Source organism: Mesorhizobium sp. M1163, from assembly GCF_040318415.1.
Classification (GTDB): domain Bacteria; phylum Pseudomonadota; class Alphaproteobacteria; order Rhizobiales; family Rhizobiaceae; genus Mesorhizobium.
Window position 1 is genome coordinate 33146 of record NZ_JAMYMF010000037.1, and the last position, 21709, is coordinate 54854.

General features: G+C 58.7%; 14 protein-coding genes and 2 pseudogenes. 6 read left to right on the plus strand and 10 right to left on the minus strand.

The window, feature by feature from the left end; translation table 11 throughout:
* Window positions 1-32: 32 nt before the first annotated feature.
* The 3 genes and pseudogenes from NKH43_RS28555 to NKH43_RS35375 form a co-directional block, all read right to left on the minus strand.
* The gene (locus NKH43_RS28555; protein WP_352860957.1) at window positions 33-7367 is read right to left on the minus strand and encodes a hypothetical protein; all 7335 of its coding nucleotides are present in this window, start codon (window positions 7365-7367) and stop codon (window positions 33-35) included.
* 323 nt (window positions 7368-7690) lie between these two features.
* Complete coding sequence (locus NKH43_RS28560; RefSeq protein ID WP_352620106.1) at window positions 7691-8278, minus strand: matrixin family metalloprotease; 588 nt, start codon at window positions 8276-8278, stop codon at window positions 7691-7693.
* 552 nt (window positions 8279-8830) lie between these two features.
* Window positions 8831-8994: pseudogene (locus NKH43_RS35375) on the minus strand (MucR family transcriptional regulator); the annotation flags it as partial.
* A 177-nt stretch (window positions 8995-9171) separates the two neighbouring features.
* Between NKH43_RS35375 and NKH43_RS28570 the strand changes: the two are divergent.
* Together NKH43_RS28570 and NKH43_RS28575 are read left to right on the plus strand one after the other, a co-directional pair.
* Window positions 9172-10647 (plus strand): DUF8370 family protein, encoded by a 1476-nt coding sequence (locus NKH43_RS28570; RefSeq protein ID WP_352620105.1) that lies wholly within the window; start codon window positions 9172-9174, stop codon window positions 10645-10647.
* 177 nt (window positions 10648-10824) lie between these two features.
* Window positions 10825-11754, plus strand: a complete 930-nt coding sequence (locus tag NKH43_RS28575; RefSeq protein WP_352620104.1) for an endonuclease/exonuclease/phosphatase family protein — start codon at window positions 10825-10827, stop codon at window positions 11752-11754.
* Window positions 11755-11820: 66 nt separating this feature from the next.
* On the opposite strand, the gene NKH43_RS28580 is transcribed toward NKH43_RS28575, so the two are convergent.
* The 5 genes and pseudogenes from NKH43_RS28580 to NKH43_RS28600 form a co-directional block, all read right to left on the minus strand.
* Window positions 11821-12687, minus strand: a complete 867-nt coding sequence (locus tag NKH43_RS28580) for a TniQ family protein (RefSeq protein WP_352620103.1) — start codon at window positions 12685-12687, stop codon at window positions 11821-11823.
* Entirely contained in the window at window positions 12684-13565 is an 882-nt protein-coding gene (locus tag NKH43_RS28585; protein WP_352620102.1) for a TniB family NTP-binding protein, read from the minus strand. The genes NKH43_RS28580 and NKH43_RS28585 overlap by 4 nt, the downstream gene beginning before the upstream one ends.
* A gap of 12 nt (window positions 13566-13577) precedes the next feature.
* Window positions 13578-15191 carry a TnsB C-terminal domain-containing protein gene (locus tag NKH43_RS28590; RefSeq protein ID WP_352620101.1) on the minus strand — a complete coding sequence of 538 codons (1614 nt, stop codon included), beginning with the start codon at window positions 15189-15191 and terminating at the stop codon, window positions 13578-13580.
* Between the two features lie 157 nt (window positions 15192-15348).
* A pseudogene (locus NKH43_RS28595) lies at window positions 15349-16470 on the minus strand (TnsB C-terminal domain-containing protein); the annotation flags it as partial.
* A 44-nt stretch (window positions 16471-16514) separates the two neighbouring features.
* Window positions 16515-16712 (minus strand): hypothetical protein, encoded by a 198-nt coding sequence (locus tag NKH43_RS28600; RefSeq protein ID WP_031195293.1) that lies wholly within the window; start codon window positions 16710-16712, stop codon window positions 16515-16517.
* On the opposite strand from NKH43_RS28600, the gene NKH43_RS28605 reads away from it, so the two are divergent.
* Entirely contained in the window at window positions 16620-17651 is a 1032-nt protein-coding gene (locus NKH43_RS28605) for an RHE_PE00001 family protein (protein ID WP_352620124.1), read from the plus strand. The genes NKH43_RS28600 and NKH43_RS28605 overlap by 93 nt on opposite strands.
* 349 nt (window positions 17652-18000) lie before the next feature.
* Here the strand turns inward: NKH43_RS28605 and NKH43_RS28610 are convergent, their stop codons facing one another.
* Window positions 18001-18282, minus strand: a complete 282-nt coding sequence (locus tag NKH43_RS28610) for a hypothetical protein (protein WP_156948341.1) — start codon at window positions 18280-18282, stop codon at window positions 18001-18003.
* A gap of 45 nt (window positions 18283-18327) precedes the next feature.
* On the opposite strand from NKH43_RS28610, the gene NKH43_RS28615 reads away from it, so the two are divergent.
* Window positions 18328-20112, plus strand: coding sequence for a RecQ family ATP-dependent DNA helicase (locus NKH43_RS28615; protein WP_352620100.1), 1785 nt, complete (start codon window positions 18328-18330; stop codon window positions 20110-20112).
* On the opposite strand, the gene NKH43_RS28620 is transcribed toward NKH43_RS28615, so the two are convergent.
* Window positions 20109-20315 (minus strand): hypothetical protein, encoded by a 207-nt coding sequence (locus tag NKH43_RS28620; protein ID WP_023722835.1) that lies wholly within the window; start codon window positions 20313-20315, stop codon window positions 20109-20111. The two genes, NKH43_RS28615 and NKH43_RS28620, sit on opposite strands and share 4 nt — an antisense overlap.
* Window positions 20316-20576: 261 nt before the next feature.
* Between NKH43_RS28620 and NKH43_RS28625 the strand changes: the two genes are divergently transcribed.
* Together NKH43_RS28625 and NKH43_RS28630 are read left to right on the plus strand one after the other, a co-directional pair.
* Complete coding sequence (locus NKH43_RS28625) at window positions 20577-21020, plus strand: hypothetical protein (RefSeq protein WP_352620099.1); 444 nt, start codon at window positions 20577-20579, stop codon at window positions 21018-21020.
* 118 nt (window positions 21021-21138) lie between these two features.
* Window positions 21139-21468, plus strand: a complete 330-nt coding sequence (locus NKH43_RS28630) for a hypothetical protein (protein WP_051409787.1) — start codon at window positions 21139-21141, stop codon at window positions 21466-21468.
* The last annotated feature ends 241 nt before the right edge of the window (window positions 21469-21709 follow it).

The following is a 21709-nucleotide window of genomic DNA, read 5'->3' on the forward strand; positions in this document are numbered from 1 at the left end:
CGCCCGGACGAGCACACGAACTTGCTTACCCATCAGTTCAACTCTTTGGCGAGCGCTGAAAAATACTGCCGGTATCTCTTCCAATTAGTGACGCGATTCGCGACGTCGACCTTGATGACCTTACCCTCGGCAAGGAGGCTCTGTCCGCCGCTGCCTCCGCCCGAGAACTGGTACTGCGCGGTGTAGCTGTAACTGATCTTGACGAAACCTACCTTAAAGCTGACCGTCACTGTGAGTTGACCGGTGACGTTGCTGCCAACTTGCCGAATGCGAACTTCAAAGAAAACGGCGATAGTGAAGCAAACGATAGTACCTTCGCCAATGGCACGCACGAAGCCTTCAAGGATCAGATCCTGCCCCTTGTGCTTCTCGATATAAATGCCTGCGCTGACAAAGCCATTCGCATTGAGCGGCCCGAAGGTTATCGCCACCGCTCCGCCGAACTCGAGCTGCATCTGGAAGTCGACAATGTCGGAGGCAACGGTCTGCAGCGATAGGTAGCCGGCACCGCCGTACGGCGTGCAAATGATCGTGAGTGGCTTGTTGCGCGCAGCCAGCGCGAAGCGAAATGCAACTGGCGAACCATCAAAAGTGAGTTCAATCGAGATATCGATCGCAAAGTTTAGGAGTGCCAGCGTGCCGAGCGGAATTCGTTCTTGTTCGTAATGGTAACCAATGACAATGCCCAGCGGATTAAAGATCAGATGTAGATAGATGCCGCTCTTGCCGCCGAGGAAACCCGACATGGCTTGAATAAACTGGACAACCGGCCCGAACGTCACCGCATCCTTGGCAAGGATCACGTGGAAGTTCGATCCGGTTTCATCCAAGGTGAAACGCAGCTGGTCAAACCTCACTGTAACAACGTCGAATGATGGGCTGAAGAGATTGATGTTGAAAAAACGAATATCGCCTTCAGCCTGAAAAATTGGCTTTGGCTTAGCGGGATCGCGGAGGTCCACGCCAGCGCGCGCGTAGAGCGTTAGATCGTTCGAGTCCTTTCGCGTCGCCAGCTTGTCTTTGAACGCATCCGAGCTCGGGAAGTTGGGCTTATTCTTCCTGCGGGTCTGGTCAATCCAGAAGATCTTAGAGGACTCGGAAGGGAAAGATTTGAGTGGGACGCCCCACTCATAATCAAAGCTCACCTGCGCTGGGATGAAGGAGCGCAGCGCATCCTCGAGTTCTCGCGACAGACCGTCGAGATCGACGAGGTCGGCTATCTTGCCGTGCAGCAGCAGATCAGCCAGCTGCCGGGCCGGCTCGAGCGCTCGCGCTGGCGCGGGAATTGCTGTTGTTTTGATCCAGCTTTCGGACAACTTGATCAAAGCGTTGATCTGTGTGTTGCGTGGGCCTGCGCCAGGCGGAAGCGCGAAATCGAAAAGGCTGGTTGCGCTCTCGATGGCTGCACGCGCCTCATCGATCATTTTGCGCTCGCTTATGATCGCGTCGCCGATCGTGGGATCGGCGAGGAGGTCAAACAGCTTTTTGTCTAGGAAGAGCTTAAGCGTCTTGACGGCAGTGGCATCCCACGTAGCCGGATTGAGCTTACTGTTCACATCGTGGGCGAGACCGTAGAGGCTTGTCGTATTAGGCCCGGCGATAAAAGTCAGGGCCTTGACTAGAATCGGTTGCAATCTCGGGAAAATAACCTTGTCGGCGGCGTTGAGCGCATCCAGTCCCAGCGTCATGCCGCGAGTGGCGAGGCCCATAATGGAGCTCGCAGTGTCGGTCACTTTGGCAAACGCATCCGTTGCCAAGGTGAGGAAGGACAATCCCTCGCCCAACAGGGTCGTTACCTCGTCCTCAGTAGGTGGGTTACTCAGCGGGAGCCTAGCTGCATTGACGGCCGCATCGAGCACCTTGTCGGTCAAAGCCATCAGGCTGCCTGCCGCCGTGTCGAGCTGCGCATCAATCTCCTGGTCGACCTTGTCGAGAATGTGTTTGGCAGGGGATACGAGCGTGCCGGTCTTGTTGTAGTCAACGATGAGGCTGCCGACGAAGCGCAATGCACTCTGTTCGGCCGCAGCCAGCGTGCCGGCAAGTTTTTGCAGAACGACCCAGCTCACATCGTTCCCAGCGCTGTCATGGACGATCGTCAGCGCTTCCTGGGCGGCGGCAATGGTGTCCTTCAACGCTTCCAAAGCAACGGCTTGCAACGCGGTGAATTTGCCGAGAGCGGCAGCGACATTGGCGCTCACGCCGGCGAGACTCGCGGGTGTGGCATTCTTCACGATCACGCTAGGTGCCGTAGCGGCGAATTCCTTGCGCAGAACCTCGAAATCATCGAGCGTCGCGTCGAGCCGCTGGCGCAGCTTCGCCACGCGCACCCGGGCCTGGCTGATCGCTGATCGCATTCCCGGTGGAACACGCGGATCATCGAGCACGAGATCCAGCGCGTCGATTACATTGCCAAGCGCCAAGTTTACGTTATCTGCCTGCGTTGTGAAGGACGGTAGTTTGACCAGCGGGTCGGCGTAGGTCTTGAGAACATCTGAGAGCAGACCTTGTGGGTCGGCCTCGGCGAGGAATTCGTGAGCCAGAGCATACACGCGCTCCAGCCCCATGACGCCGACGGCCCAACTGATCAGTGCCACGGTAAGTTGTCGCGGCAATTCGCGCAGATGCCGCTCGATGTCGCCCGCATCCTTTTCGAAAGTCTGGGCGATGCGCGACAGCGATACATAGCCGTCGATCAAAGGCTTGGTCACCCTCTTATTGAGTAGGGAGTGCTCGAGCGTCTGCTCGCCGACCTGCAGTGCCTGTGTCGGATCGAGTGTGCCAAATTTGGTGATGTCGAATCTGACGACTTGGCGCCCCACCTGGTCTCCATCGCCATCAACGATCTGCCAGTTGTCGGGCCGGCCCACTAGGATCGCGATCAGGAAGGGATAAAGCGTGTGTTGAAGATCGGTGTTCGGCGGATCAATAACGGTGACGTTGAGGCCGGGTTTGCCATCTACCAGATCGCATTGCAGCGTGACGCTGAAGATCAATGCGGCATTGAGTTCGGAGACGTAGCTGCGGATTTCTGCGAGGACGGCGTCCCTCAGTGACTCTCCGAGCATCTTTAGGGCGTCGTTTAGTTTGGTGATAAATGTGTCGACGATTGCAGGGGTAGGACTCTTAGCAACGGCCTTGATCTCCGCCAGCGTCTTGCGGATGGCAGACGCGGTAGCACCCAAAGCCGCAAATGCCTTGCTCGCCTCGTTGGGCTGGAATTGGCTCGCAGCCGCTTGGAGCTTTGCCAAGGATGTGCGCAACTCTACGAAGGCGCCCGCGAGGCGCGGATAAAGGTCTGCAAACTTGATGGCGGGCGCGATACCGAGTTGGGCCGAATAGTCAGCAAGGTTGTGATCCAGTTGGCCCGTGGCGCCGTCGACGGCCGCCGTGATCCGACTGGCGACGTTCGCAGCTTCGTCGGCGAACTCCTCAACGTTCTCGGTGATCTTGTAGGTGGTCGATTCGATCATCTCCGGAGCGCCGTCGATGAAGCTCAGGATGGGGACTACTGACTGCAGCGGGATGATGGCGAAGAGCTTGGGTAGCTTCAGCGCACCGACTAGCGCTTCCAGCCCGTCGAACTGGCCCGCCTGCGCGGTACTAAGTTCGAAATTGTCGCTTCCCGTGTCGCCGGCGCCGGCTGTCATACTGCCATCGCCGAGCGCACTGTTAAGATCCATCGTGGCCGTCTTACCGCCGACTGGCCCCTGTAGGCTCAGCGCCACTGACTTGATATTGGGGGTCACAAACCCACCCGCAACGGCGGTGTTGCCGTCAACGACCAAGTCCGTGGGTCGCCTGCCGGTGGTTTCGTTCAGCAGCGACAAGAAAATCCCGGATGGGTTCTTAGCCGGTGAGAAGCCGTAATGGAGGTAGTTGAGGTCGTAGCCAGCAGCCGTGAAGCCTCTCGACTGACCGTTCATGTAGTTGAGTGATTGCACCTCGACCTGGGCTTCGGCGACAACCGGGTAGAAAGGCGGCTGGTCGGCGCCTTCCATCACGGCGTTCATGGTGAACTGAAAGCTAGGATCGGCCGAGGTTCCAACAGGACTGCTGACCTCGCGGCCCTGCGCGCCCAGCAACCAATCGCGGGTGGCGAACTCGGTGCTACCGGCTTTGCTGTCGTCGGCGTAGCGCATGCGCTGGTTCGCCGTATCTACCCGGCGGCCAGCGTCAGTGACTTCCCCGGCCGGCATGAGGCCGTTGTAGAAGGCGACGAGTTTCGAAACACCCAAGGGGTCGTGCGCAAGAGTGTTGTCGACGACAATCAGGGGGCTCTTGAGTTTGCGCTTGTCGCCGTTCGAATATTCAACCTCATACTCAAACTGGATAACGCCTTCGAGCTTATTGCCTGGTTGCGTCTTTGGAAAGAACGCCGCTCCTCCCATTTCTCCAAACGTGCCTGGCATATTCCCCTTGTCGAAGGGATCGACGATGTCAGGCGACGTTGTCGTCAACACCGTAATGGCGGTGGTGTAGAAGGCACGCCCGCCATAGCGCTGGCTGACTGCCGGGAACGATTTACGAGGTTCACCGACGACCACGAAATAACGCTGTATGAGATAGGCGACCGGCGCCTTGCCCGATCTATCCCTGGGGTCGGCGCGGAACTTCCGCTCTGTCGACTTGATTACCGAGCAGCGGTGTCCAAGCGGGAAAAGAAAGCCTTTGTACACCACTTCCACGAACACATCGCGGCCAAGGAAGGCTTGATGTTGCCACCGTTCGATTGTGAGAGCTGGCCAAAGCGGCTGAACGTCCTCGCGCATAGTGAAGCCGGAGGGCGGCTCCCATTGCCCCTGGAGATTGACGGTCGCGCCGAGGCTGGAGAGCGCGATGTCGGCGCTGCTCAAAGCCTGCGGCGCGAATATGCCCTCGTCGCCCAAGAGGCCTGTCGCGGCTATATAGTCCTTTGGCAGCGGAAAGACGGTAGATTCCGCGCGCTTTTCGTCGTCGGTGCTGCTGGGGTTTTGGAAGAGCACCGGGTCGGGGACTGGCAGCAAGGCGGGGAGACCATAGACCGAACTCAGCAAGACTAGTTCGTGCCGATCGCGTGCGTCCAGGGACATGCGCATGGAATGAGGGGCAAGCCAGTCGCATGCGGATTCCCAGATGTTGCGCGGCGGGTCGCGCCAAGGCGCTTCGTTGGAATGGGATGGGTGCTTCCTGTTGCTAAAGAAGCCGGGACGTGCCTTGTCGAAATCGGGCGACCACAACGCACGTACGCTCTTTCCACCCAGATCGGGATCGAGACGTGCCGACCACAGCATGATACCGGCGGCAATCCGCTCGTCCGTCAACTCCGGCGGTGTGTGCCATCGCGCATCGTTGGCGGTTGAGAGCTGCAGGCGATAGGGGATCTCCATTGCCGAGTCCTCAGCGGTGGGCCGGGTCAGCGCGCGATCGATTGCGTAGGTCTTGTCGCGAATCTCAGTATCAACAGTAACACCAGAGATACGCAACTGCTCGGCGAGCGAAGCATCGCGCCGCAAAGCACGGGCAGCCACTTTGGCTTTGAGGCCGCGCCAGTAGGACAATGCGCGGACCGTATACGGACGCGGCAGGAATGGTGTTCCGCGTGTCGCCGGGTCAGCCTCGTGCGCCTCGGGGCTAAAGGCGAAGACAAGACGGGTCGGACCGGCGCTGCGGGCTTCTGTTACATGATCGAGCGATTTTAATAGCTCGTCGACGACCATCGACGCGGTTTTCAGATCCTTGTCGCGTTCGTTTTGAGCCGCCGCTAGATTTTCCGTTTTTATTTTGTCGACAACCGGCGGCGCCGCGTTTCGAAGGTTCCGTGCCGCGTTTGCAAGCTCGGCGTTTCCATTACCCCCGGTGGTTTCGTAGAGACGCGTGGTTCCAAGTCGCACGTCTTTGCTGGTGCGGTCTTCGTTTTCGACTACTAGATAGGCCTTCTCCGTAATGTGCTGCGGCGGAAAGCGCACGATCATCAGCGGATCCCGGCCAACGGGCAATTTGAATCCCGGCAGACAATTCTCGCAGCTGTCTAGGTATGCATCGCCGGGTTTACTGACGAGATAGAGGTCCCGGAACGAGTATTTCAAGCTCAGAAGATCGGCAGTCCTCAACACCCGGACCATGGCTCTCTCGCCCATTACAGCAGAGAACAGCGGCGGGCTGCCGAGCATGTAACCTGCAGCGACCAGCGTCGCCTTCCGATCGGGCTGCAGTTCCTCGAGGGCGTAGTCGATTTGCGTCTGCTCGAAATCGATCCGACTGTAGTCGGCTCCTGGCAAGGGTACGAATGCGTGGTGGAGGTTGGCTTTCGCGGTGAAGGCCGTTAGCGCGTCGTCTGCGCTTTCGGCCCAGAGTCCAAGCTCAGGGCCGCCTGAGATAGTCAGCGGGACGTGACCGCGTGCCTTGTAGGCAGGATTTGACCGAAAGTTCCCCGTGAGCCAGGAGTGAGAATGCTTGCCCCAAACGATCTCGTTCAGCCTGGCCATCTCCAATTTGAAGTCCGGCCACTCGCGAACATGGCGCTCGGCAGCGTCCTTTCTTGCAGAGAAAGCGGCTACCGCCTCGAAATTGAACGACTTGGCGACGACACAGGTGCGAGAGGTCGGCGAAAGGTCGGCCAGAACCATCGAAAGATGCGGTTCCTCAGGATCGGACGCTTCAAACATGAAGGCGTCGAGTTCGAGATCCGCGGTCTTGGAACTCGCAAAGCGCCCGCCGGCCCCGTCGCTCATCGGCCCTTCGGCCCACAGCACGGTGACGCGATCGTCTGCCTCATAGCCCGGGATACGGCTGCTTCGCGCGGCAAGCAGTTCGAGGGCGGGAACGCGCGACGGCAGTGCCGTTTTGCCGATTGCAAGGCGCAGCGTGCGTACAGGGATCCGGACCCCGTTGGCTCTGAAGCTGATCGGCGTCTCAAGACCGTGCAGAGCGAAGCGTCCGTTTGGGGCAAACGAGAACACAGCGGGTCCGCCGGCCGCCAAAGAGCGATGATCTAGAGCCTTGGCAATGGAAGCGGCGCGCGCGGCACTGATGTTACCGCTGAGGTCGCGCGCATTTGACAGCCAATCGATCAGATCGACCTCGTCCCTGATCCTGAGTTCCGGAATCGTGAGCGCCAGAGCCGCGCGCCCGTCCACGAAACGCACTGTCAGGGTTAGGTTAAAGCTCAGCTCACTGCCGGAAAACGAGACCGGCTTTATCGCAATCTCGACCGGATCGCTGGATGGCGAGACGTCGGCATCGCGCCCGAGCGAGTGACGAGCAAGCGGACCGAACCAGGCCAGTAGGCAGGTCCAGTCGCCGGTTCCATACTGAATTCTGAACGACGCGTCGGTGCGAGTCAGATGGATGCTGTCATCGGCTGCGGCGAAAACGTTGGCCACCGGCATGGCCGCTAGAGTCGACCCTATTTTCAGAATGCCGCGTCGTGTGACGAGAGGTCCTCGAAACCGAGCCGCTAAGTAATCACTTCCGCCGGGGGTGTGGTCCCCCTGGTCCTGCGCCCCCCCTTGTGGGGCTTTAGCCATTCTGCTTCAGGCCGAGCAGTAAAACTGCGCCTGATAAACCGACATAAGACACTGCTGGAAAGCAATACTCAACCAACTCTGCCCCCCCGGGAAAAGGACGACGTCTCAGGATTGGGCCTTAGAATTCCTCCTTATTCTTCAAATTGTCAAGGGTTCCTTCGGCAGGATCTGCGGCATCCGAAGTCTTATGACTTACCATTGGTTAACCGTCGCGCGTATATTGCGTCCCGCCCGCTAATATCATCTTTGGTAAGTTTGCGTCGTTCTTCACCCGGCGACAACACTTCCAGCATGACAGGTCGGGGGTTTAACGTACGATCTCTTACATCTGCCAGTCCGATGCAATGACCCATCTCGTGAAGCGCAACGCTGGCGAGATCCCACTCAATGTGCGTCGGCGCTTTTTCTCCAACATTCCAGCTGAGCGCGGCATTGAAGCGGACGTCGCATTCGGCAATTCGACCATTTTTCCACTTCAGCTCGGAACGCCCAGGGGCCGCATACTGTTCAAGTGGACCGAAATCAATGCGGTTGCGCCCATCCCTGATCGGGAATAATCCATTCAAGGGACCACAGTCCTTAGTCACGGCGCGCAATCTCAATGATGGTGAATTCCACTTGGAGGCGGCGTTCTGAACAATCGCGACCGCTCCCTGCGGGAGCTTATGACTGCAAATCTCGAAGAGTATTTCGATTGGATGATGCCGGTAAGTCCAATCAGCACCAACGAGTTCGAACCCAAGGGCGGATTCGACTTGGATCGTACAAAACATTAGAGCCACGATTAGCCTGCAGGTCAGAAGCGTGAGCCCCCATTACCGATCTCGACAAAGGTTGTCAGTACGAAAGCGCAAAGGCCATTGTCAGGCAACTAGTGCGATCAGCCTCACAGCCATGACCGCCGAAATGACTCAAATACTTTCGTTATTTACTTGTCATTTACCTAACACAGTATTACAGTCGCCGCCAGCGAAAGTTGGTCGAGCTTTTGCAGAAAGTTAAAGGCGAAGGAGTTGAAACGTGAGGAAGCTTTTGTTTGCGCTTGGATTGCTCGCCAATGCTTCGTTCTGTTCGATCGCCAAAGCGGACGATTGGGTACTTCGAGTAGAGAAAGACTTTCGAGTTTGTCATGTTCAAAAGACGACAGCTTCTAAACTCGGCGAGGACTTTAAGGGACCTTTTGCGACCCGAAAGGCTGCATGCACCGAGGGCAAGAATCAGTACGATTCGACATCCAGTGACACCACTAAATGCTGGACATATGGGCTAGGATCAGTCGATGGTTGCAAAATTGAACATGTCGACTTGCCTCACTAGTGAAGGGCTTAGAGGCCCGCCGCTGCGTACGGCGCCACCATCGGATAGTCCCTCACAAGGCTCCATTTGCTCGGTTAGTCGTCAGGCTGTCGTAGTGGACGCCAAGATGCCTCTTAAGCGATTTGAATTTCTTACCGTCTTCCAGACAAACGATGTAGTCAGGAAATACTGATCAAATTAAGTTTGCATTCTCAGATTAGCTGCACAGCTAAGCTACGGAAATCATTGACTCCGCATTCTCACAATTTACTGCCAAGCGACAGCAGCCTAAACCGTCGCCAGGCCCCCGAGACAGTGGTAACCCTATAGAAAGGGCATCGTCTTCGGTTGACGTTGCTTAGGGGGGAATATGGCAACTTACTTTAACGAGTATTTTAACGTCAGTCGTGATCAGGTTGATGATTACGGCGCATTCAACGTGTCGATAATCAACGATCTGCCTTTGTTCATCGACCCATTCTTGCTGTTCCACAGCGCGGATGCACGCTACAAGACCCTACATGCGGAGATTCTGAAGTACATAAAATTTCTGCGTGACGCGGTTATCCGCGGCAAAATCAACAAGGACCTAATAGCGGCGTGGTTTTTCTTCTCCGAGGTGAAGCAGAACTGGCTGGGTTTCTCGCTCGTCGGCAACGGTGGCTCGGGACTTGGCGAGGGATTTGCGAACGCTCTCAGCGGCAATCTGGCCGATTTGTTTGCTGATTTCGGTGATGAGAAAATCACCAATGGAAGCCATGTCGAGAAGGTGTGCCTGGTTCAGGGCGGTGTAGGTCGAGACAATATCAGCGACTTCACGACCAATCTGATCAAGGACTTTTTGTGCACCTACACGGAAGCGTTCACTTTGGCCCATATAGCGCCCGGACTGCGTAAAAAGGTCTGGGTCGGCAAGGCGCGGTTCAATTATGAAACCCACTCGTGGGAGCGGCGGCAGTACGAGCTGCCATGGCTAGCCCGCGACCAGGATTTCGTGCTGTTGACGCCCAAAGACATTCTCACTCGCGACGAAAACTGGATCAATCGCACGGATATGATTCGCGACTTTGAGAGTATCCCAACCGCGATCGCAGACGATGAGCTAAGGGGGCAGGTGTTCGCCTATTTCGAGAGCGTGCTAACAAGACACGAAGACCGGGAGCCGAGCCAGCGAGAGCATGACGAGGCAGCGGTTAAGACGATTATCAAGTTCCCCGCACTGGTCGATTATTACATCCGGAGCAAAGAGCTCAACGGCGACCAGGCCGTTGATTTGAGTACTGAGCGCGTGTTGCTCACGCGTCAGATATTCGAAGAGCAGGTGCGCTTGCTCCAGAAGGACCTAGCCAATTTCACACCGTTCTACGTGATCGCCGGCAGCACCTATGAGGAAACCCACCAGCGGCTCGCCTATCTGAAGGATGTCATCGAGAACAAAGGTGGTCACCGCATTTTCTGGCGCGACGGTAAAGCCATTCAACGGGAGAACGATCTGCACGTGCTCGCGCGACTCGTGTGGTTCGGGTCCCCGTCGGACGTAGGTGCGGAGGCAAACGACGGCCGTGGGCCAGTCGATTACAAAATCACCAGGGGAGCATTCGATAAGACTCTGATTGAGATGAAGCTCGCGAAAAACACCTCGCTGAAGCGGAATCTTGAGAAGCAGTTGCCGATCTACCAAGCGGCTAGCGACGCGAAGGAAGGCATCAAGGCCATCATTTATTTCAGCTTAGAAGAGAAGATCCGCGTCGACGCTATATTAGACGAGCTAAAGCTTACCGGGCACAAGGACGTCGTTCTGATCGACGCACGCGCCGATAACAAGCCATCGGGATCTAAGGCTTAATACGCTTCGACCGAAGTCTCAGTATTCAATGCGCCAACCAATCCCCGCGCTTTGCCAAGATGCGCTCGGCATTAAGCACTTTGCCTGGCGGACGTATCCGGACTCCACCGCGGCAAGCTCGAGAACGGTACTCCTCGCCGGGGGCAGTCGGTCCCGCGTCTCGCCTTTGGCGCCGCAATGGCTGACGCTCCTTCGGCTGCCTTTTTCTACAGCGCTGCTTCGCACGCGTGGCGCTTTTGCGTGCCTTTTTTGTCTGTTCCAGCGATGCTCGCGCGTTTCGGCACTGACGCTGCACGACTTTCCGATTTTCGTACCAACTTCACGGAAGGATCATATACTGCCATTGCCAGTAACGGGGCAGGCGACTTTGGGGAGGACCACATGAAATATGGGCGTTTCGCGGCTGCCGCAAGCGTGGCGGTTTTCTTCTCGCAGGCCGCGATCGCGGACGAGCTGCGCATTGCAAGCTGGAACATTGCCAACCTTGCAAGCGGGCCAGGTGTCGATCTTCGCGGGCAAACCAGAACGCAGGACGACTACGACTATCTCAGGAACCAAGTTCGCATTCTCGGCGCCGACATTATCGCCCTTCAGGAAATCGGCAGTCTTCCGGGCGCGCGTGCCGTGCTCGGAGATGGCTATGAGATCACCTTTGAGACACGCTGCACGGCACATGAAACCAGATGCCTTTCCGATCACGATGATATCTATACCGCCATCGCCTACCGGAAGGGGCTCGCCGGCAGAGTGGAGATCTTTCAGATTGACAGTCTCGGGATCGATCATGCCGACGAATGCGGCGTTACGCGGCCTGTGCGGGGCGGCGTTTGCGTGAAGCTCGATATCGGCTGGCAGATGACGTGGATTCCGTCTGTCCACATGAAGGCAAGTTGCAAAGATGACATTATCGAGGAAGGCGCCGAGGATGATTGCCGAACGCAGCGGGCTCAGTATGAGGAACTCGCAAAGTGGATCAAGAGCCGACCCGAAGGCGAGGCCGTGATCGTCACGGGCGATATGAACAGAACCCTTCTCAAGCCCCCAGATTCAGTTCGCAAGGAAATATTTCTGGACCAGTTCTCAGGCGTGCTGTCGCTTGGCACTTAATTGTAAGAATGCGCCGGCTTGGTTCAGGATTGGCATTTAATCGTGGGAATCTTGGACGTCAGAGTCTCAAATTAACTGCATTTGAGAAGAGGCTCTCGACCTGCGCGCTCGGGCTATTATGTTCTCGGCGGCGTCGGTGAATCTCACCCTGTTGTCACCCATCATATGCCCACGCAGCATTCGCAGCATCTCCGGTCCGGCACGCTCGACGATAGCTACCCCTGCCAGCAGAGCCGGCCGCAGGTGAAGCGGCAGGATCGGCTTTGCAGGTGTGGGCAGATTCTCCTGTTGCTCGGCAATGACATGGTCGAGATCGGGGATGATTGCGCCGAGCACCCGGAAGCGCCAGAGATCGTGCTCACGGGGTATAGGTATTGGAATGCGTCGCATCAGGAGAAGCCGGGCGATTTCGGTTGCCGATGTCCAGGTTCGGATGCCGCGTTCGGCTTCATCGTCGAGCAGCTTTTCACCCCGCAGAGCCGCACGGTGATATTGCCGGAAAGGGGAGGGGAGTTCACCATCGCCGAGCCCTCGCAACAATGTTCCGCAATGCGGGCAGGTGATCCGCCATCCCGCCAACTGGCTTCGCAGGATTGGCGACAGTTCCGCGCCACGAGGGCTGCAACTCGCACAGGTCTGAGCCGGTCTCGCGGCGATGAGCCGATGCGATAACCTCGGCGCACCGGTGAAGGCCATGCGACGCAAGACGGCCGGTCCGATGGCGAACATGTTGGCCAGCCTGATCTGGTGAGCGCCGCTCAGATGGAGATCGGCGCTGCGCAGCGACGGCACCTCTGGAAGGCAGTGCCGAAGCATGACAAGCGGAGGGACCGCGTAGAAGGCTGCATGGCGGTTGATCCAAGAGGACAGGAGTTCGTCGGCGACAGGTGACAACCGCACCGGCAACTGCCGTGACGGCGTGTTCTCAATCATGCGAATGCCGCCTCGGCATCGAACTCTGGCTCCCAGTTCTCAATCGATGCATCGGTGATGCATTCGTGGCCGCTTTCGATGGCCTCGATGGCCAGGCTGTTGATCATGTGGAAGATGCTGGCGGTGATACCCTCAGTGATCTGCAGGATCCGGCGCAGCGATTTCGGCGTGAGCACCGAGGGCCGACGCAGCGGCGTATTGCGCAGGATCGACACGACCAGGGTTTCGAACTGTTCGTTCGCAGCCCACCGGCTCAAGGTGAACTGCTCGAACCGGCGCGCAAGCTGAACGTCGCCGCTGATGGCCTCCCGCGCCTCGTTGACGCCGAAGCAGACCAGCGATATCTGCAGACGATTGCTGAGGAACCGCAGCGTGTTCAGGACGATGCGCTGCTCGCGATAAGTTCCGGCGAGGATGTTGTGCACCTCGTCGATGACCAGAACCTGCACGCCGATGGCCTCCATAATGCGTAGCGCGGCCTGTTCCATCTGGGCGATGTCGGCGCGCGGCCGCTGTGGCGCGCCGAGAAGGGTGAGCAGTTCGGCGTAGAACCGTCGCTCGCCGGGGCGGCTGGTCATTTCCATGGCCAGGACCGGTGTCTTCAGTGTGCCCGTCAGAGGATTGAAGCTTGGCGGGTGCTCGTCCCGGAACCGCTTCATGATCATCGTCTTGCCCATGCCGCTGTCGCCGTAGATCGCGACCGAGGGCATACGCGTGCCTCGCGGTTGGACGAGGAGCGCGCTCAACCGGTCGAGTGCCTGCTTGGCGCGCGGATAGAGTACCCAGCGGCGTGATCGTATCGCGCGAACGCGTTGCTCATCCGTCTCGGCGAGCAGCGCTGCAGCGCCGGCGGTCAGGTGGGAGACTTCATCGTTCATTTTCACTCCAGCTCAATCTGTATCCTCGACAAAGGGTACAGGTTTGCTGGAGTCTACACCGCGGAGCGAGCCCCATCCTCGGTCATCCACTTTCGATTTCGAAGAAGCCTTCCCGCGTCGCGCCGCTGCGGTCTTCTTGGTTGCCGTCTCGACCAGTTCTCGCTGTGCGATGGCGGCGCGGACGATGGCGCGGGTGTCGACTTCACTGCGGCCTTTCGCCAGCAGGGAGCGTCGCGCGGTCACCGCCTCATGCAGGGTGATCGAAGGCAACGTCACGTCGGCATAGCGGGCGTCCACGAAGTTTCCTGAAGGCCGTCGAACGAAGATGCGGGCCATGTCGCGTGGATCGTATTTGACAAGCAGGCGCCGGTCAGAACGCCCGACGTCGGCGCTTAGCGCCGCCGACCAATAGCGCAGGCCGAACAGATGAATGCCGGTCGGCCGCAAGGTGCGCTCCTGCTCGGGCAAGAAGGTCAGCCAGAAGCGCATTCGATCTTGTGGCAGTCGAAGTGGAATCTCACCCTCATGGTCTCGCCAGACAGCAATCGGCGGACGGCCCAGTCCACCGTGGATCGATTGATGATAGGAGCCGACGATGTCGAGTGCGATATACCGTTCGAGCTCACGCAGTGTCAGTGCCGCGTGCCGCTTCGAGTCGTAGTCTCCCAGATCCTGTTCGTTGCTGAATGTGGTGCCCGGGAGCAGGTGCAGCCTTCCCATCTGTGTGCCGATCAGGCGCTCGATGTGACCGCCGAAGCGGGGTTCACCCGGTGGCCGCCACTCAATGGCGATGCCGGCGTCTTGGCATCCGCGCTTGAACGCCCGGCTGCGGAAGTCGGCACCGTTGTCGACATGCACCGTGTCCGGCAGCCCGGCAACGGGCCAAGGGTCCGTGATCTCGCGTTCTCTCAACCATGCCGACTTGTCGAAGACGGAGTGTAACAGGCACAGACTGGTCGACAGCCGGGACGGCGCGTCCATGGTGAGATAGAAACCGGTGACCATCCGGCTGCACACGTCCATCGCCAGGGTCAGCCACGGTCGACCGACCGGCTGCCGGGTCTCCTCGTCAACAACGAAGACGTCGGCTTTCGTATGGTCGATCTGGACCACCTCCAGGGGGCGGGAGGCACCGAACGCCCCGGGAACGGGCGTCGTCGCCTTGACGATCTTCTGTTCACCGCGTCGCTTGGCACGCTTCTGGAGGTCAATCTCGTTAAGGCGAGCCACTATCGTCCGGCGATGCGGTGGCTTGAGCCCCGCCGATGTGCAGTTCGTCTGCACGTCGCGGACCAGCTGCGAAACCGTCGGCCGGGTCCGCTTCAGGTAATATGCGTTGATCGTGGCGCGGATGATCTCTTCTCGCTTATCGTCCAGTACGCGGTGCCCCTGTGGTCGCCCACGTTTACGATCGACCAGCGACAGGATGGTCCCGCCGGCGCGGAACAGCTTTATCAGCCGGTATGCTGTCGCTTGGCTCAGGCCGAGCCTGGCCGCGAGTTCCGCAACATCTGCGGCCGTCGCGCTGGCAGGATTGCGCTTCAGGAAGCTGCGGATCGCATCTGCCCGTCTGCACGCTTCGTCCCAAAGCGCCTCATCAATCTCGTCGGGGAAGGGGTCAGTCATCGCAGGCTCGCGAGAAAAAACATCGCGAGCGTCATTCTCACATAAAGTGACAAAAGCCAATGTGCATTATCAAATTAGCTGCTCATTCTCAAATTAAGTGCGCCGGCAACATGCTGAAATCGTTGAGATCGGATTCGCAGAATTAAATGGAAAACGACATATCCACCGCGTGTGCCTGCCACTCGGTAAGCGGCACTTTTAGCGTCTTGGCGTTCTCCTGGAGATTGTGATCGACGACAGCAAGCGCGACGCAACGCTCGAGATCGGCAAAGCTCAGGCAAGCACGTTTCTCAGACGGATATTCGTCACGGTCGGCCACCGATCGTCCGGTCGATCCCGGGTGCGTAGCAAGCACGGCATTGAGCTTGCCCAGCAGACGCTCGACCACACCACCCTGATGGACGCGGCCGCGGTCACGATATCGGATGCCGATGCCGTATTCCTCGCAGCCGCGCTGAAACGCCCGCCCCTTGAACTCCTTGGCCGAGTCCGTGACGAGTCGGCGTGGTCGGCCGAGCATTGGCCAGTCATGGTCAAGGCCGCGTGCGGCCATCCACTGCTCCTTCGGGCACATTGCGTGCGCAAGACAGAGTGCGACGGAGAGGGAAGACGGCTTTTCCAGGGACAGGCAGAAACCCAGAATGCAGCGCGAGAACACGTCGGTGAGGATGGTCAGGTAGGCGCGGCCGACGAAAATGCCGGCACCGTCGACCACCTCGACGAAGTTGATGTCGGTCGGCGTGTGATCGATCTGACAGACGTCGAGCGGGCGCGGGGCATGGATATAGCCCGGCCGCGGCTTGAGGCGACGAAGGTGCTTCGGGTTGGCTGACCGCCCCTTGGCAATCTCTTCCGGCGTGAACAAAGCCGGGATGCGGCGCGCGGCGGCAATGTAGGACGGCGGTCGAAGGCCGGCCTCCTCGCAACGCGCGCGGATTTCGGCGACGACAGGGGCAAGCGGCGGCGCTTCCAGAACAAGCCACTGCTCGCGCAATGTCGCAGCAATGATTTCCTCGATCTTCGACGGCAACCGCTTCCGGCGTGTGTTGCCCGTTTTCGGCAAGAGCACCGTTACTGTTCGGTCGTCACGATAGCGCGCCAGGAGATTGTAGATCTGACGGGTCGACAACTGCAGCTCAGCCGCTACGCGAGCAATCGCCGATCGGCGCGGCGCGGAACCATCGAGGACCTTGTCGAGTTCGCTCGCTATCCGCCGCGCCTGCGACCAGTGGTCGTCGGTCGCAGTTCGGGACGCGGCCGAAGGCCCCTTTTGCACCAGCTTCTGCAAGGCGGCACCCCATGATTGAAATTCTTAGCGAGAAATCAGTCGCGCAATACCACCCAAAGCCAACGCGGATATGACATTCGCAGGATTGAAATCCGCAAGTAAAAGCCACAACCGCGGCACTGACCCGCCTCGACGAGCGGCTGGCCCGCTCGCCCGTCCGCGACGGCTTTGTCGAACGCCAGAACTTTGCAGATGCCGCCGCCGCGCTGTGGATCGAGGGCGAGCTCGTGCACCTTGAGGATCTCGTCCTGCACGACGCCCATATGGACATCCGCACCCCGACCCATGAGCTCACCCGGGCACATGCGGTGCTGCGCGCCCGCCGCCACATTTTTGCGAACAAGCCGAACTGGGCGCTCGGCCGCGACGGGCTTTTGGCGCTGACTGGCCGCGGCGGCGCAGCTGCGGAGCCGGCGCAAAAAGGCCGCGACGGCGAGGGTGCCTGGCCTTCTGAAGAGGGCGTCGATGAGGGGGGGTCGTCGGCCGAGCAGGACGCGTTGGCGCACGAGTTCGCCGAAATCGACGCCTTGCTCGCCCGATCGACAAAGGTGCTCGCCGGCATCGAGGCCGGTCCAAAAAGGCCGATCGCGAACGACCGGCCGGCGCTGGTCTACGACCTCGACTGGGATGAGGATGCACGGCTGGTTGAATGGCAGGCAGTGCTGCAGGCAACAATCGACCTGCCCGCCGTGCTGCGCGTCGCGTTGCTTATCGACGCCTGGACCGAGATCGAGGTCTTGCAGCACGCGCCATGGCTCGGGCCGCTTTTGGCCGCGGCGCTGCTGCGTCAGACCGGCACGACCGCCAACCATCTCGCCAGTCTCTCTGTCGGCTTGCGCGCTATCCAAAGGGACCGGCGGCGCGCCCGTGAGAAAAGTGTGCGGCTGCTCGCTGTCCTCGAGACCATCCACGCGGCGGCATCGGCCGGGCTGAAAGAACATGACCGGCTGGTGCTGGCGCGGTGCCAGCTGGAGCGGCGCTTGCGGTCGCGGCGGACGAACTCGCAACTGCCGCGGCTGATAGACTTGGTCCTGGCGCGGCCGCTGGTGTGGACGGCCATGGTCCAGAAGGAACTGGAGGTCAGCCGGCAGGGTGCGCAGGATCTTGTAGGTGCGCTCAATCTGCGCGAAATCACCGGCCGAAAGCGGTTCCAGGCCTGGGCCGTTGTCTGATGACCGGGAATGCAGCGCGTTCTCGGCGTCCGTGCGTCGCCGCCGGCCCGTCGGGCCCTCGATCACCTCCAGCCGACCGGCATAGCCGTCGCTTGAGGCGTCCAATTGGACGCCCATTTTGCCGTCTCTATCCATGCAGTCACCTCCGTCCAAATCAGAGGATTCTTCGCATGGTCAGGCCAGGCTGAGCAGGGCCGGAATCGAGGGGGTCGGATGAGCGCTTACAGGCGTTCACACACGAGAAAGAATGGTTCGCTGCCATCGTGCGGGCGGCGACGGCTGCGGAAAGCTGCCTGGAAGCCAATCTTTGAATCTGGCGACATGTAACGCCTGGCACCGGATACTCAGATCAGGCCGCAGGCGGAGTAGCATTCGCCGTCGGCGAAAACCGTTGTCGAGAATTTCGGAGCGGGATTTCTGCGCCGATCTGCAGGGCTTCCTTGATCAGGCCACCCGGACTTTGAAGAACGACGGATATCCGCTCCTTTTTCTCTACCAGCTCGTGGAACCGATCGGTGGCGCCATCGGTGATCTCGCCCTTGATGCTGATAATTTCGAGGTCGCCCGGGAGATCGAGAAGTTCGACTTCGGCGGCTATCGCTGAACTTGAAAAGATTGCCAGCCCCATCATCGCGCAGACGGCTGCCCAACGCATCATAAAATTCAAGAACCCCCGTTGCCCAGCCTATTCTCTACCAAAGCGGTGGCGCTGATCAATGGTCAGTCTTTGGTAAACCCACGTCTGCTACAGGTCTGTACCTTCACGGGGGATGGGCATGACCGGATGATGGACCAATCGTCTAACGCAGGCACATGGCAGGTCACTCGCCTCCTGGTTCTCAAACGCGACAACTACCGCTGCGTGGCCTGCTCGACACCCGTGAAATCCGCCGAGGCTGATGTTCACCATCTCCTGCCGCGGTCAATGGGCGGAAGTGACGAACTCTCGAACCTCATCACCCTCTGCGATGGGTGCCACGCATCTCATCATCCAAATCTTGCAGGCGGACTAGCACGCAGGGTTATCGAAAGATGGGCGGTCAGGCTGGCCAGATGGCTGGATACTGACGGTCAGTATTCGGAAGCGGTCGCGAATTTCGGCCCGGCTCTCCGTCTCTTCGGGTTGGATCGGTTCCGCCAAGGGCAACTGCCGATCGTTCTGGCTGCCCTGTCAGGCAAATCCGTTCTCGTCGTCAGCCCAACCGGATCCGGCAAGACGCTGTGCTTCCAACTTCCTGCGGTTCTCCGTTGCGGTCTCACCATGGTTGTCAGTCCGCTGAAGACCCTGATGGCGGAGCAGGTATCGGACCTACTCGCCAAAAAGATTCCGGCCACCTTCATCAATAGCGATCTGAATGCAGAAGAGAAGCAAACGCGGTTTTCGTTGCTCGGCCAATCCGCGATCAAATTGCTGTATCTCGCACCCGAGCGGTTTTTCGTCCGCAGCGAGGAAGAGCGACAGCGCCTCAAGCAAACGAAGCCAACATTCCTGGTCGTCGACGAAGCCCATTGCGTCGACCAATGGGGTCGCGATTTCCGAACTGAATACGGCCGCCTACGTGAGGTCAGGGAGAAATTGGGATCGCCACCCGTGCTCGCATTTACTGCGACGGCAGGGAGGGAGATGCAGGAACGCATCCTGGCTTCGCTTGGTGTTGACGATGCCGTAGTTTTCGTCCGGGACGTAGACCGCCCCAACATCGCGCTCGCCCGTTGGAGGTGTGCGACCGAACACAGGGCAACGGAAATCGCTACTCTGCTCAGATTGCCTCAGCTCCGCGGCCAGAAGGCGATGATCTTCGTGCCGTCGGTAGCAGTCGGCGAGCACTTGCAGCAGGCACTACGCGATGGCGGGCTTGATGTCCCGTTGTACCATTCGAAGCTGGGAACCTCTTGGGATCGTCAGGAACTCGTGAAAAGATTCCTCGGGCAGAGCAGACCGTCAGTCGACCAGATCATTTGCACGAACGCGTTTGGGATGGGTCTCGATGTCCCGAACGTCCGCCTGGTGATCCACTGGCAGCAGTCGGCCTCTGTCGAGGATCAACTGCAAGAATTCGGCCGCGCGGGCCGGGACGGAAGGCCCTCTGTGGCTGTCATGTTCCACAATGGCTCAAGTGTAAACCGCGACGTCTCGCGTCTTCGATTCATGGCCGAGAAAACAGTCGCATCGACTGATGTCTTGATTGTCGATCGCGAACACAGGCTTGAACAACGCTTCCGCCAGATCGACCAGGTGAACGAGATGATGAGGTCGCAGAGCTGTATGAGAGAGGCGATCTCGACCTACTTCCAAGGCCCGAAATCCAGGGAACGTCCGAGTCTGTCAGTCAGAATTCTCGACTGGGTATTCGGGAGCCGCTCGCCCACAATGGGATTTCGAGCTTGCTGTGATCATTGCGACCGGGCCGAAATCAAGAGGCGTGGCATGAGCGGATACGTTGCCGGGGTTCTCAGCTAGCGATCTATGCGCCCTAGCCGATCTCGATCGTCTACAGATTTGTCAGCCGCCCGGATGATGCCTTTGGCAACCGGACGCTGCCCGATCCAGCTCACGGGTATCTTTGCCAAGGCCACCTTCTCGGGGCCCTTGAAGATGACCTCACCCTTGAGGCTGTCGAAATCGATGTCGAAAAGCAGCAGGTGATCAGTACTCGTGTCCATATGCCGAAAGACCGGTCCGCGTCCGTACCGGTTGCCTTCACCTGAACGGATCGCCCGTCAGCCGCATGGCAAACGATGACATGCCGCCTTGGATGACCGGGAAAGCGGCTGTCCGATTGGCAAGCTGACGGCCGACACGTACCAAATCGTGGTGAAAAAGGGGCTTCTCGAGTGAAGCAACGGGAAAGCTGTACGGCTTCATAATTCTGTTGCCGGGGCTCAGATAGATGTGATTGTGTCGACGAAGGGTCGGGCTTGGGGATGGCGAATGCTTCGGACAGTAGCGATGTATCTGGTTTTGATGCCGGTTCCGCTTTCGCACAATCCGCAGAGACTGCCGCCTTTCTCTTTAGCGGGATCTCCGACACCGGGAGTGAACCCGTCACTGAAATGTTTAGGGCACGCAACCTCGAGCGATTGTCGGAAGAACCACTAACCCTCCAGACGCAGATCGACATGATCAATCGGCAAACCCAAGAGACTGTCTATCCGCCTCTCAGCTCGAGCACGGTCTATTGGCCACAGAAGGACGGCGTACCTTACGAGTATCGGCAGGATCCCGGCTTCGGATGCGGTGCTCGGGAGGGTGGATACATCAAGTGCAACAGCGACAGTATGCACGGTTCGATCCTGCGGGAACCGTCCCGGATTATTGCTGCTGTAAGCTACTTCAACGCCAATTTCTGCAAAACCAAGGCATTCTAGAGGTAAAAGGGCCGATTGTCGGCCTGGAAGATCAGGCATGTACCCGCTGAGCGCCATGAATGGTGCTTGAATTCCCTTCCTCTTTGTCCGAGTGTCGCCGCGGTCGTGGAGGGGCATGATGACAATCAGAACAGTGTTAATAGCGTCGTTTCTCATCGTGTCGACGTTGTACGCGCACGCGCAGGAGATCCCAAGGTATGACCCGGCGGGGTACGGCAAGGACGTTTCCGATGTGAGCGGCGGATCAGCGATGATCTACAACGGATGCATGAAAATGGAACAAGAGGCTTACGACGATCTCAGGCCTGTGTGGTCTGGCGTTCCATCACAGACTCGCAGCTATTGTGACGAAGTCGCCAATGTCAGTGGAAGTTCCTACTCAATCCTGAAGGGCTGCGTCGAAATGGAAGCGAACGCGTCGGCATCAAGACCAGAGTTCAAATTCTAATGGCGCGTCGTTTCCTCGCGTCCGCCTGGCTCTTACTGCTGCCAACCATGGCGACAGCCGCCGAACCCACCGTCGTCAGTTGCCAGTTCGAGAAGATGCCTCCCATGATCCTGACATTCCGCGGTGGCATGGGTGCCGACGACAACTCGCTTCAAGTTGGCCAGACTAAGCCCGTTCCTATGAGTGTAGGATCGAATTTGATGACAGCAGCCTACGGCGCTCAAGAATTCACATTTTCCCT

Bases quoted from the DNA above. Each gene is read 5' to 3' on its own strand.
- NKH43_RS28555 (WP_352860957.1), bottom strand. From the start codon at position 7,367: ATGCCGGTGGCCAACGTTTTCGCCGCAGCCGATGACAGCATCCATCTG.
- NKH43_RS28560 (WP_352620106.1), bottom strand. From the start codon at position 8,278: ATGTTTTGTACGATCCAAGTCGAATCCGCCCTTGGGTTCGAACTCGTT.
- NKH43_RS28570 (WP_352620105.1), top strand. From the start codon at position 9,172: ATGGCAACTTACTTTAACGAGTATTTTAACGTCAGTCGTGATCAGGTT.
- NKH43_RS28575 (WP_352620104.1), top strand. From the start codon at position 10,825: ATGGCTGACGCTCCTTCGGCTGCCTTTTTCTACAGCGCTGCTTCGCAC.
- NKH43_RS28580 (WP_352620103.1), bottom strand. From the start codon at position 12,687: ATGATTGAGAACACGCCGTCACGGCAGTTGCCGGTGCGGTTGTCACCT.
- NKH43_RS28585 (WP_352620102.1), bottom strand. From the start codon at position 13,565: ATGAACGATGAAGTCTCCCACCTGACCGCCGGCGCTGCAGCGCTGCTC.
- NKH43_RS28590 (WP_352620101.1), bottom strand. From the start codon at position 15,191: ATGACTGACCCCTTCCCCGACGAGATTGATGAGGCGCTTTGGGACGAA.
- NKH43_RS28610 (WP_156948341.1), bottom strand. From the start codon at position 18,282: ATGATGGGGCTGGCAATCTTTTCAAGTTCAGCGATAGCCGCCGAAGTC.
- NKH43_RS28620 (WP_023722835.1), bottom strand. From the start codon at position 20,315: ATGGACACGAGTACTGATCACCTGCTGCTTTTCGACATCGATTTCGAC.
- NKH43_RS28625 (WP_352620099.1), top strand. From the start codon at position 20,577: ATGGCGAATGCTTCGGACAGTAGCGATGTATCTGGTTTTGATGCCGGT.
- NKH43_RS28630 (WP_051409787.1), top strand. From the start codon at position 21,139: ATGACAATCAGAACAGTGTTAATAGCGTCGTTTCTCATCGTGTCGACG.